Annotated in this window: 11 protein-coding genes and 1 pseudogene; 10 read left to right on the top strand and 2 right to left on the bottom strand. The window is 37.5% G+C overall.

Annotated elements, in window-relative coordinates:
* Positions 1–226: 226 nt before the first annotated feature.
* The 6 genes and pseudogenes from ACIQXN_RS15250 to ACIQXN_RS15225 form a co-directional block, all read left to right on the top strand.
* Positions 227–724 carry a PCYCGC motif-containing (lipo)protein gene (locus ACIQXN_RS15250; RefSeq protein WP_402968158.1) on the top strand — a complete coding sequence of 166 codons (498 nt, stop codon included), beginning with the start codon at positions 227–229 and terminating at the stop codon, positions 722–724.
* A gap of 149 nt (positions 725–873) precedes the next feature.
* On the top strand, positions 874–1,845 hold the full coding sequence (gene uvsE, locus ACIQXN_RS15245; protein WP_402968155.1) for a UV DNA damage repair endonuclease UvsE: 972 nt from the start codon (positions 874–876) through the stop codon (positions 1,843–1,845).
* A 781-nt stretch (positions 1,846–2,626) separates the two neighbouring features.
* Positions 2,627–3,199: a tyrosine-type recombinase/integrase gene (locus ACIQXN_RS15240; RefSeq protein ID WP_402968152.1), complete on the top strand. Its 573-nt coding sequence runs from the start codon at positions 2,627–2,629 to the stop codon at positions 3,197–3,199.
* A gap of 404 nt (positions 3,200–3,603) precedes the next feature.
* On the top strand, positions 3,604–4,743 hold the full coding sequence (locus ACIQXN_RS15235; RefSeq protein WP_402968149.1) for a glycerate kinase: 1,140 nt from the start codon (positions 3,604–3,606) through the stop codon (positions 4,741–4,743).
* 41 nt (positions 4,744–4,784) lie between these two features.
* A complete protein-coding gene (locus ACIQXN_RS15230) occupies positions 4,785–4,895 on the top strand; it encodes a GntT/GntP/DsdX family permease (RefSeq protein ID WP_402968146.1) in 111 nt (36 codons plus the stop codon).
* Between the two features lie 76 nt (positions 4,896–4,971).
* Positions 4,972–5,230: pseudogene (locus ACIQXN_RS15225) on the top strand (GntT/GntP/DsdX family permease); the annotation flags it as partial.
* Positions 5,231–5,419: 189 nt separating this feature from the next.
* Here ACIQXN_RS15225 and ACIQXN_RS15220 read toward each other — a convergent pair.
* The gene (locus ACIQXN_RS15220) at positions 5,420–5,962 is read right to left on the bottom strand and encodes a ribonuclease H-like YkuK family protein (RefSeq protein ID WP_402968143.1); all 543 of its coding nucleotides are present in this window, start codon (positions 5,960–5,962) and stop codon (positions 5,420–5,422) included.
* 431 nt (positions 5,963–6,393) lie between these two features.
* Positions 6,394–7,509, bottom strand: coding sequence for an NAD(P)/FAD-dependent oxidoreductase (locus ACIQXN_RS15215; RefSeq protein ID WP_402968141.1), 1,116 nt, complete (start codon positions 7,507–7,509; stop codon positions 6,394–6,396).
* 173 nt (positions 7,510–7,682) lie between these two features.
* On the opposite strand from ACIQXN_RS15215, the gene ACIQXN_RS15210 reads away from it, so the two are divergent.
* The 4 genes from ACIQXN_RS15210 (at position 7,683) to ACIQXN_RS15195 (ending at position 12,532) form a co-directional block, all read left to right on the top strand.
* Entirely contained in the window at positions 7,683–8,276 is a 594-nt protein-coding gene (locus tag ACIQXN_RS15210) for a branched-chain amino acid aminotransferase (RefSeq protein WP_402968138.1), read from the top strand.
* 191 nt (positions 8,277–8,467) lie between these two features.
* Positions 8,468–9,409 (top strand): MBL fold metallo-hydrolase, encoded by a 942-nt coding sequence (locus ACIQXN_RS15205; RefSeq protein WP_402968135.1) that lies wholly within the window; start codon positions 8,468–8,470, stop codon positions 9,407–9,409.
* A 184-nt stretch (positions 9,410–9,593) separates the two neighbouring features.
* Positions 9,594–10,805: a quaternary amine ABC transporter ATP-binding protein gene (locus ACIQXN_RS15200; protein WP_402968133.1), complete on the top strand. Its 1,212-nt coding sequence runs from the start codon at positions 9,594–9,596 to the stop codon at positions 10,803–10,805.
* A complete protein-coding gene (locus ACIQXN_RS15195; protein WP_402968130.1) occupies positions 10,802–12,532 on the top strand; it encodes a glycine betaine ABC transporter substrate-binding protein in 1,731 nt (576 codons plus the stop codon). Before ACIQXN_RS15200 ends, ACIQXN_RS15195 begins: the two co-directional genes overlap by 4 nt.
* The last annotated feature ends 157 nt before the right edge of the window (positions 12,533–12,689 follow it).

Below are 12,689 nucleotides of genomic sequence, written 5' to 3'. Positions count from 1 at the left end.
GAGAAAAAGCAATAAATGGTTATGGATTGCAGCCGGGGCTTCCCTCATAACGATTCCGCTGATATCAATGAGAAATAAACAACCAAGAAACACGAATCAATAGCATTAAAAAGGGATCTTTTTGCTGAAGGTCCCTTTTTAATGGTTTCATTCCGACGAATCTACTTGTAGTTTGTCATTTTTAAACATAAAATAAGGGTAACCAATATTCTCAAGGAGTGTTGAAATGAAACTGAAATATACTGCTTTAACTCTAGGTATTTGTTCATCTTTATTACTTTCAGCCTGTTCTGAAGAAAAACATGTAGATGAAAAAGAAGCTAGTCATACAGAACATGCACATGATGTTTCCGGAGATGTTCAGGAAGAGACTAGTGACAAAGCTACTGCACCAGAATTTCTTACTGGAAAACCTGAAGATATGAAAACCATCTATCTTGCCGTTGCCCAAAACCAGGAACTACTAGAAAAAATACCGTGCTATTGTGGTTGTGGGGAGGAAGCGAATCATAAAAACAATTACGATTGTTTTATCCATGAAAATAAAAAAAATGGAGCAGTGGTGTGGGATGATCATGGAACGAAATGCGGAGTATGCTTAGAAATAGCTGCCCAATCCATTTTAGATTTAAATGATGGAATGACGATTAAGGATATTCGGACCAAAGTCGACAAAGCTTATAAAAAAGGATATGCGAAACCAACACCAACTCCTGAAGTATAATTGTATTAGACCAAAAAGGTGCTTGCTTACCTAGCATCTTTTTTTGTTCCTTGTATGATTTTCTCATTCATTTATCAAAGTACAGCTTGTAATAATAATGATAGTTATGGGAATACTTTCATTAAAAGAAATACAAGGGAGTTTTCGTTTTGACTTTAATTCGCCTTGGTTATGTAGCAATGAGTACTCATGTGCCAAATTGTTCTCCTTCTCAAACAATGACTTATTCTCAATTTTCCAAGATAAAAGATAAGGAAGCCGCAATACGAAAGCTTGAAAGGATATCTGCTTCCAATCTCCAGAATTGCTGGCGTCTTCTCATTCATAATACCGCATATGATATCCAGTTCTTTCGCCTTTCTTCTAAGTTGATTCCTCTAGTCAATCATCCTGAAATCCCAGAATGGGACTATCTCGATCCAATAGCGGATGAGCTAAACAAGATAAAAGAATTCCTTGTATCCCATCCGGGAGTGCGAGTGGATTTTCATCCAGATCATTTCATCATTCTAAATAGTAGTAATATCGATATCTTAAAAACGTCGTTAAAAACCCTAAAGATGCATTATATGATATTGAAAAAGATAGGTCTGGATCCAGAGCATCGATGTGTTCTTCATGTAGGCGGTGGATATGGTGAAAATGAACAGGCTTTAGAACAATTTATTCATAATTGGGGTATAATACCTGAATCCCTTCAAAGGATGATCATTCTAGAAAATGATGATACAACTTTCACTTTATCGGAGACTCTCTACCTATGTGAAAAACTAGGGATACCTCTTGTATTTGATTATCATCACTATCTGGCTCACCACACCAAGGACGAAAACTGGATTGAAGACTGGAGTCGTATTCTCAATACATGGCATCATTCAAAATTACCACCCAAAATGCACATATCAAGTCCGAGGAACGAAAAAGAATTTCGGGCACATGCTGATTTTGTGGATGTTAATATGTTTATGGATTTTTTACAGCATATCAAAGGAAGTCTTCCACAACTTGATTGTATGATAGAAGCAAAGCAAAAGGATGGAGCCCTATTTCAGTTAATCGAACAATTAAAAGATTTTCCGGAAATTGAAATCATCGATGGAGGAAGTTTTTATATTCACTGATTTTTGAGTTCTTTTACACTTGTGAATTTGTAATAAAATTACCAAGTGTAACTGATAATTATTAGTTTACATAATATAATTATAGTAAAATTTATAAAAGGTTTCAGGTTAATAAAATAGTGAATTATTGTAAGGCATTGTGCAAAGTTAACTAAATTTACTTTCTGGTTAATAAATCCAGAAAAAATATAGAAATCACTAAAAAAACGAGCTCTATATTTCCGTTTTAAAGGGCTTATTTTAAATGAGTAGAGTTATAGGTATCAAACTCACTAAAGTATCTATATGGCCCTTTAAAATTAATTTAAAGAGTTTCGGATGAAAGGGATGGTATTTTGAATTATTTTAGGGAATTGTAGGTTATATTTTTTCAATATTTCACACGCACTAATAAATTCGATAAATCTTACTAGTGGTAGAGAAATTCCAGACAAGACAGTACAAACTTCATCAGAAAAGGAGAGGGAAAATCCGAAACACACAGAAAAGCGACCTCCATAATCTAGTTTTAAGGTAGTTATTTCAAAGATCTAGTGTAATAGGTATCGAATCAGTTGTATGCTCTATATCAAACGATAAATGCTGTTTAAGGAGATTTATGATATTTCACTGTTTTTCTACCTTTAATTGATGTAATATTCCGAATGTAACAAAGGACTTGTTTTGATACATTCGAAATCCCTCTAAATCAACGTTTATAGGGCATCTAAAAAACGAAAAACGTGGCTTTTTTTGATGCCTTCACGTACAATAAAAGAAGGGAAAGGGGGGGAAATGACACATGCAAGGAATCTCTCAAAAAATAAAAAATGTCCAGCCAATACGCCGTCTGGATCACATAGAAAAGATGAAAAAGTCCCTATTGAAATATTGTAGCTACCGGGATTTTATGATGTTTTCAATCGGAATAAACATTGGATTGCGTATTGGTGATCTCTTGAAGTTGCGTGTCAAAGATATATTAGAAGGAACACATATTGTTATTGTTGAGCAAAAAACGGAAAAAATTAAACGGTTCATAGTAAACCCACAACTTCGGAAAGATGTACGTAAGTATGTAAAAAAAATGAAATTGAAAAATGAAGACTATTTATTTCCAAGCCGAAAAGGAAATGGTCCCATAACGAGGGTACAAGCGTACCGGGTTTTAAACAAAGCAGCAGAAATGGCTGATATACCAGATGTGGGCACCCATACACTTCGGAAAACTTTTGGTTATCTTCATTACCAGAAGTTCAAGGATATTGCTTTGCTACAACAAATCCTTAATCACTCAAACCCGAAAGATACTATGATATACATAGGGCTCACTCAAGATTTGATGGACGAAACATTGATGGATTTTTATTTTTAATCAAAGAGACCAAAATGGTCTTTTTTTATTGTTCATAATAATGTTATGTAAACTAATTATTTTCATTAGAATCTATTCATGAATTCATGTCGTTAAAAAAAAGACATTAGGCAAAGTTCACATGCCTACTAGACTTTTAATAGAGTTTTTTACCCGAAAAAAAGGTACCTATTCTCCATATCCTATGTTTCAAAGTCATCATGCATAATACTAACTTTCTATCTGATTTTAAATTAGTGCTAATCGTTTCTGGATACTTACGAGTAAATTTATGATATGGGGCATGGAAGAGCTCCAATTTCAAGAAAGGGCTTTAGGATCCTTATCTAAAAAACTAATTTTCATTTATAGTATATAAGGTTTATTATAATATTCAGACATGTATTATTAAAGGGGAGATGAACATGAAAATTGTTATTGCACCAGATTCCTATAAAGGAAGTTTGTCCGCACTAGAAGCTTCGCAAGCAATTGAACGTGGAGTTAAGAAAGTCCTGCCAACTTCCGAAACCGTTTTAGTTCCTGTAGCAGATGGCGGTGAAGGAACGATGGATAGTCTGATCGCGGCTACGAATGGTAGAAAAGTAGAGGTGCTGGTAAAAGGCCCTTTACTGGATAACATACAGGGAGCCTATGGAATTTTGGGAGATCAGGAAACCTGTGTGATTGAAATGGCAAGTGCATCAGGTTTATGTCTAGTCGAATCAGATAAATTGAACCCAATGACTGCAACTACATATGGAACGGGGGAACTAATTAAAAAGGCATTGAATGACGGCTGTCGGAAATTCATTTTAGGTGTCGGCGGAAGCGCTACCAATGATGGTGGAGCCGGAATGCTTCAAGCTTTAGGGATGAAATTATTGGATGATGAAGGGCTATCAATTAGGTTTGGAGGTGAGGGACTATCACGTATCGTAGAAATTGATACTAAAGATTTTGATTCGAGAATAACAGAATGTGAGTTTTTGATTGCTTCCGACGTCCAAAATCCACTCGTAGGTCCTGAAGGGGCATCTGCAGTATTTGGACCTCAAAAAGGGGCAACTCCTGACATGGTCGCATTTCTCGATAATGCGCTATCCATTTGGGCTGATTTAGTAGAAGCTAAAACAGGACTTCATTTACATAATAAAGTTGGTGCTGGTGCAGCAGGTGGCATTGGAGGAGCATTCCAAGCATTCTTCCCCTCTAAAACAAAAAGAGGCATCGATATTGTTATCGAATACACCAAATTGAGTGAGAAACTACAAGGAGCTCAATGTGTCTTTACAGGTGAAGGACAAATCGATTACCAAACAGCATCAGGCAAAACACCCATGGGGGTGGCAGAAAAAGCAAAAGAATTTGGAATTCCCGTATTTGCCTTGGCTGGTTCGATTGGAACAGGCATTGAGGTTTTATATAACCATGGAATTACGAGTGTTCATAGTATTGTAAGCGCTCCTATCTCGTTAGAAGAAGCGATTGAAAGAGGATCTGAACTTTTAGAGTTTTCAGCCGAGCAGGTTATGCGCACTTTTTTAGCTTCTTTTAATAGATAAAATAGGAGATTATCATATGTTATTTTTTACTCATTGGAGTAATGCTGATTGTTATTACAACGACTAAGTTCAAGTTACATCCATTCTTATCACTAATTTTAGGTACACGGTTTGTCGGATTCGCTTCGGGAATGCCGTTAACTAAAATTTAGAGAACATAAATGGCGGATTTGGCGGGTTGATGACGAGTATTGGGCTTGTCATTGTTTATGGAACCGTTAGCTCCATGTCATAACGTCCTCGCTAATTGCACACATGCTACCAACATTAGGTATTGAAAGAGCTGTCCCTCTATTAACTCGTTGTTATGGCTGTAGGAGTAGGAGCGATGACGGTTAGCCATGTAAATGATAGCTTCTTTTGGTTAGTCACCCAGTTTAGTGGAATGAAGGTAACGGATGAATATAAAGCTCAAATAATGGCAACGTTGATACAAGGTTTGGTTACGATAGTAATTACCATGATATTATGGGTCATTCTTGTTTAAATGTAATAAAGATTGCAGGGAGACGAAATTTGTTTCCCTGTTTTTTATTGTCTTCAAAAACTTTTAATTTCCATGACCCTTATATGCTTGAGCTGGTAACCTTGAAATTTACTGAATATGTTTTGGTTTAATCAAATAAATTTGCATTTGTTATTAAAAGGATATGGGTTATTGAATTTTCGTTTGCAATTATTCTTTTTTTGTATACCGGTTAGCATAACTTGAAGCAACAAAAGCGTTGGGCTTGATTTTTGGTTCCACTCCCATGGATTCCATTCTAGCCACCATTTCTATTACAAATTCCCTTGTTTTATTTCGTTTACCAGTCCCAATATCAATATGACCTTCCATTGTGAATGTGGCCCCTTCATATACTGTCGGTAGAACAATATTGATCAACTGATTTTTTCTTTCTTCCGTAAACATTGACACGATTTCCTCAGTTAATGATAGTTCATAGGAAATGCGTTCATGTATATGCATCATTCTTCTTGGGATCATCTCTTTTCTTATACAGGCCCATACTCCACTCCCTACCTGTTGTATGACAATACCTGTAATAAAAACTGTATGCTTTTTATGTACTTGGGAATCGGTACCAACCATTAATCTATAGTTACCAGATGGATTTAATTTCATGAAATTCACAATATAAACGAATACTTCTTCAAATGACATGTTTTTATTCTGGAGATTTTGAAATAGAATGTTAGACTCATGATTTTGGTTCATTCTTACCCAACCTTTCTCCGTCTATCGATAATAAATCCTATATTTTTAGGCCGTAACTCATCATATGTAAAATAGTGATTTTTAGTGCAAGAGTGGAGGGAAAAGCCAAATTATTAAGATTTTTAGATGTGCGCCGCTACAGAAAGGTAGTTAAAATCTGATTTATTCGGTTCTGAAAAGGCACTTTTTATGTTACTCATAAGTAAAGTTGGATTAACAAAGTTAAGATTCACGGGAGAGAAGAATCAGGAAAAATTGATTTTTAAAAGGATTTAACTAAACCAATCAATTTTAAGGAGCAATGAATATTTATCAGTTTACATAATGTTGTTATGGTTTATTAAAATTTTAAACGATAAAAAAACCCAGGGAATGAGTCCGAGGGCTTTCTGTCATTTATTCTATCGCTTACAATAAGAACCATAAAAATTTTAAAGTATTGCTCCCAATACATCATAGTTTTCTAAATTAATGTCTAATTCTCTGCCTAGAGCCAGATTTGCCAATTGAGAGCCAATATATGGCCCCATCGTTAATCCGGAAGCACCAAGCCCGTTAGCGACAATAATGCCTTCCCATTCAGGAAGGGGTCCAATAATAGGAAGAAAACCAGGGGTAAAGGGTCGGAAACCAACTCTTGCTTCAATAAACGTACCGTTTGCCAAACCAGGTGCCGTGGTTAAAGCTTTTTCGAAAACCTCCTGCATACCTCCAGCCGTCATTCGGTAATCGAATACTTCTATATTTTCATGAGTGGCCCCAGCGACAATTTTATTTGAGTCGAAAGCCAATATGTATTGATCGCTAGGCGGCATGACAACAGGCCAGTTATTCGTGTTTTTATTTGGTAATTCTAAATGGATAATCTGCGCTTTTTGAAAGCTAACTTGAAAGTTGATCCCTAGTGGTTCAAGTAATTGAGATGCCCAGGCACCTGCACAGACAATTACTTTATCTGCAAGTATACTCTTACCTTCAACCGTTACACCGGTTACAGTGTTTCCACTGTATTTCAGTGAAGCATCTCCATAAATCAGTGTGGCGCCATTTTTCTGCGCCGCACGCAATAAGCTATCGCGTAGAGCGAGGCCATCCACCCTTGCTGCACCGCTTATATGGACTGCTGCATATTCCTCTGAAAGCGGAGGGAAGAGGGCACTCGTTGCTTCCGGAGAGAGCATAGTAATATCACCAATTTCAGGGGCCTCTTCTTTACGTTTTGTCGCTCTTTTTTGCATTCCAATCAGCTTTTCTTCATCAGTATGTAAGCTGATTGCCCCGACTTTAGCGTATCCCGTCTCTGTTTCCCCATCAATTTCAAGCTCTTTAATTAGACTTGGATAAAAGCGGGCTCCATTTTTAGCAAGGTGATACCACGCTTTGTTACGTCTTTGTGAGATCCATGGACAGACGATACCTGCAGCGGCAGCTGTGGCTTGTCCTTTATCCTGACGATCTATTATGACTACTTCAGCGCCTTTTTTCACGAGCTGGTAGGCCGTAGACGCGCCTAAAATCCCAGCGCCTATTATAATGATTTTTTCCATATAAACATCTCATTTCTTCATATGTATAAAGGTTCTTCTACTACTATATCGAAGAGATTACCCGAATGCCATACCGGAATGGTATTTGATTTATTCACACAGTTATTTTATCTGGGTAAAATGTGCTATGATGAAGAGGAATAGGCTTGTAAAGATACTAGGAGGACGAATGCATGTTAAAAAAGCAAATGGAAACATACATATCGAAGACTTTAAAAGGTAATTCGATTGAATTACATACAGAAGAAAAGGAATATGCCAAAAAACATCAGTTGCTGACTGATGATATTACTATAGTAGACAAAGACAATACTACCCGCTTTACTGATGCTTATACCGAGCTTAGTAATAAAGAAAGCGAAGAGTTGATTAAGGAAGAATCGGCTGCATTCCTTTTGCAGCCAATAGAATATTTGAAAACAAATAAGGATGAATTCCTTTACTTTGAATCTTCTTGGTTCAATATAATCGGAGTGGAAGCACTTTCTTTAGAAGTCGATGATGTATTTGGAACATATAATGCAATGTTCGGGTTGAGATTCCAGAAGAAAATGGGAGATGCTCTTAAAGCGTATTTCACTAAAGAAGTACAAGGGGATATCGGCACGTTCAGCATGATGTTCAATCAAGGTGATGGGCTATGGGACGTCAATTTTGCATTGAATGGTGTAAAAGGATTTAAGGAAGAGATTTCATTTAATGAAGCGTTTAATCTAATTTACCATTTTCTATTTAGTCTCAATGAAACCATGGAAGAAGAACAGTAACATACGTGAACGGCCCTCATCAAAAATGATGGGGGTCTTTCCTTTAGTTTAAAAGAGCATCGTCATACTTTTATTCCTATTTCTCAAATTCCAATAAAAGGAACTTTTAAAAAAGTGCCGAATTTAGTAAGTAGCATTATATTTGGTGGATCTTTTTATAAATAGTTTGGAATTGGAAGGAGAAGGTATATTTGTTGAATGAACTAGGAGTTACTCAAGTGACCATTCCCTTGCCATTTAGGTTGGATCACGTTCATTGTTTTTTAGCCGAAGGGACGCATGGATGGACAATTATCGATGCAGGATTAAATAATCAAACTTCACGTGATATATGGCAGCCCATCATTGAAAGACACGAAATTGGCGATATCATCCTCACCCATTATCACCCGGATCACTTTGGATATGCCGGGAATTTACAGCAATCTACAGGTGCAGAAGTTTGGATGACGAAAGTCGATGAAATAGCGGGCACTACTTTCTGGGAGCCAACAACACTCGACTTGCTCGCAAATCAATATGAATCATGTGGTATACAAAATGACTTAGCTCTTGCTTTATCCAATGATGAAGGCAGCTTTGTTCCCAAGGTAAAGCCCTATCCTACGGTCAACCATCATCTTGAGGAAGGAATGAAGCTACTTTTCGGCAAGCATGAATATGAAGTGATTTTTACACCAGGTCATTCAGATGGATTAATCACGCTGTACAATAAAGAAAATAGCGTTCTTTTCTCTACAGATCATATATTGCCGAGGATTTCTCCTAATATATCGTATTGGTTTCAAGGAATCAGCAATCCGTTGGAGTCATTTTTTACTTCCTTAAAGAAAATAGAGAAATTGAATGTTGATTATGTTATTCCTTCCCATGGAAAACCGTTTAGGAATGCCAATAAAAGGATTAGAGAATTATTGGATCATCATCAAGAACGGTTACATGTAGCCTATGAAAATATGAAGGAGCCGACTACGATACAAGATGCCTGTAATATCCTTTTTAGAAAACTGTCGGTTCACGAATCCCGGTTTGCTATTGGAGAAACACTGGCACATCTACAGTACCTGTACTTTAAGGGACAATGCCGAAAATATAAAAAAGATGGTATATGGTATTTTCAATCGAATGTATAATTGGCTCAATTAATGGGCCTTTTTTTTATACAATAAATTATTTAGTCCATTTGTTTTACAAAAGGGTTGAGCATAAATCGTTATTATACGTATGCATTCGACACAAAAGCACATTCTATACATAACTCGTATGGCTTTATTTTTGAATTCACATAGTCCTATACATAAAAAAAGAGGTGAGTTGATGGAAGAACCAATTGTGACGGTAAGGAATGTATCAAAAGTTTTCGGGAAATCTCCAAAAACTGCGCTCGAATTATTGGAAAAAGGTAAATCAAAGAAGGATATTTTAAAAGAAACAGGTCAGACAGTCGGAGTCAATAAAGTGAACTTTGAAATTTATCCGGGTGAAATATTCGTGATTATGGGCTTATCAGGAAGCGGAAAATCGACCTTGATCCGGATGTTCAACCGCTTAATTTCACCTACAAGGGGAGAAATCCTAATCAATAATGAAGATATCGTTAAAATGAATGCTTCCCGATTGAGGGAAGTTAGGCGAAAAAAGATAAGTATGGTGTTTCAAAATTTCGCTTTATTCCCTCATAAAACAATCTTGGAAAACACGGAGTTTGGTCTTGAAATTCAAAAGATCCCTGTGGAAGAACGGGAAAAAAGGGCGATGCAATCCCTTGAGGTCGTTGGGTTGAAGGGGTATGAAAATCAACTTCCTTCCCAGCTGAGCGGGGGTATGCAGCAACGTGTTGGCTTAGCCCGGGCACTTGCTAGCCATACGGATATCATTTTAATGGATGAAGCTTTCAGTGCCCTGGATCCTCTCATTCGAAAAGATATGCAGGATGAATTGCTTGAGATTCAAGACCAATTTAAGAAAACCATCATTTTCATTACACATGATTTGGATGAGGCTTTGCGAATCGGGGATAGAATTGCCCTAATGAAGGATGGTAGCGTGATTCAACTCGGGACCCCTGAACAAATTATGATGAAACCTGCGAATGAATATGTTGAGAAGTTTGTCGAAGATGTGGACCTTTCCAAGGTATTAACAGCCTCTCACGTTATGAAAAGAGCAGAGAAAATCAGTATGGATCGTGGTCCAAGGGTCGCCTTGGAAATCATGCGAAAACAAGGATATTCAAGTATCTTTGTTGTTGATCGAAGACTAAAGTTATTGGGTGTTTTAACAGCTGAGCAGGCCCGTAAAGCAATAGACAATCATCAATCCATATCAGATGTCATGACGATAGATATCCCACTGGCCAAGGAAGATCAGTTACTTATAGAGATCCTGGATGTTATGTCTACGTCATCAATTCCGATATCTGTTGTAGATGATCAGAAGAGATTGAAAGGAATCATAATCCGGGGAGCCGTAATTGGTGCTTTGGCCGGTAATAAAGATTCCTTAAACGAGATGGAAGTGAATACATGAATATCGCAAGAATTCCTTTAGGTACATGGGTCGATAAATTAGTTGATTGGATAACAATCACGTTCGCCGGTTTATTTTCCTTTCTAACACGATTAATTGAGGGAATATTAAACATCTTAGTTGATGCTTTGAGTATTGGGCCTCCACTGATTTTAATCGTATTTTTGACACTTTTGGTCGTATATACAAGTCGATGGAAATTAGGGTTATTTACATTAATAGCCTTACTGTTAATCGATAATCTTGGCTATTGGGAAGCTAGTGTTCAAACTTTGGCCCTCGTTCTCTCATCGGCGCTCTTAACGATAGCGATTGGCATTCCGATAGGGATTTGGGCTGCTCAAAGCGCTTCTGCGAGAAAAATCATCATTCCAACTTTGGATTTTATGCAGACAATGCCCGCTTTTGTTTATTTGATTCCAGCTATTTTGTTTTTTGGAATTGGTGTTGTCCCAGGTATTTTCGCTTCGATTATATTTGCCGTTGCACCGACGATCCGCTTGACTAATCTCGGGATACAGGAAGTGCCTAAGGATTTAATCGAGGCTTCCGACGCTTTCGGTTCAACTAGCAATCAAAAATTATTCAAGGTTCAATTGCCTTTAGCTGCACCAACCATTTTTGCCGGTATAAATCAAAGTATCATGTTAGCTTTATCCATGGTAGTTATCGCTTCCTTGGTGGGAGCTCCAGGACTTGGCGCAGAAGTCTATCGTGCTGTATCTCAAATCAAGGTGGGGCAGGGATTTGAGGCTGGTCTTTCAATTGTCATTATCGCGATCATCTTGGATCGAATCACACAGACTCTACGCAATCCGGCATATAAGCAAGTATTGAACAAAAAAATTGCCTTCTCATTTTTCGGTACCTTGTTTCTCCTCGCCTGTATTTTTGCCGCTTTTCAAGGACAGGATACGTCCGAGCAGGATCCAAATAGTGTTGGTAGCCTGACCAATCATGAAATTATTGGGATAGACCCAGGTGCAGGAATCATGAAATCAACCAAAAAGGCAATAGAAGATTACAAACTCGATGACTGGACTCTCGTCGAAGGATCTTCAGCAGCAATGACCGCTGAATTGAAAAAAGCGTATAGCAATAAAGAACCGATCATTGTTACAGGTTGGACACCGCACTGGATGTTCCAATCATTCGACTTGAAATATCTCAAAGATCCAAAAAATTCCTTTGGGGAGAATGAAGACATTCATACCATTACAAGAAAGGGGCTTGAACAGGATGCCAAAGGAGCCTTTACCACGCTTGACCAATTCTTCTGGGAATCGAGCGACATGGAAGAAGTGATGGCCGATACGGCAACTGGTATGGACCCTGAAGAAGCTGCGGAAAAATGGATAGCAGCTCATCGTGATAAAGTGACAAAATGGACAGACGGGGCGCAAAAAGGAAATGGAGAAAGTATCAGTCTTGTCTATGTTGCATGGGAATCCGAAATTGCCAGTACCCATGTAATCGGAAAAGTATTGGAACAGCAAGGATACCACGTTACCCTGAAGCAGGTAGAAATAGGGCCTATGTTCGCAGGGATTGCAAATGGAAGCGCAGATGCCATGGTTGCCGCTTGGCTGCCAACCACTTCAGCTGAGTACTACGAAGAATACAAAGAAGATATTGTAGATCTTGGACCAAACCTGAAAGGAACTAAACTTGGGTTAGTGGTACCGACATATATGGATATCGACTCTATTGAAGAATTAAATAAGTAAGGAAAAGGATTCTCTAACCGGGAATCCTTTTTCCATTATTATCATGACTTATAACTCTATTATTTAGATAGGTGGTATTTTCTCAATTATGGTACAAAGATAATGATTTTCTATGGTTTAATGTAATTAGTATTTATTAACTAAAATATTCAGGGAT

It is taken from the genome of Peribacillus sp. NPDC097295, assembly GCF_044761665.1.
Taxonomy (GTDB): Bacteria; Bacillota; Bacilli; order Bacillales; family DSM-1321; genus Peribacillus.
This window is presented reverse-complemented; position numbering and strand designations above follow the sequence as displayed.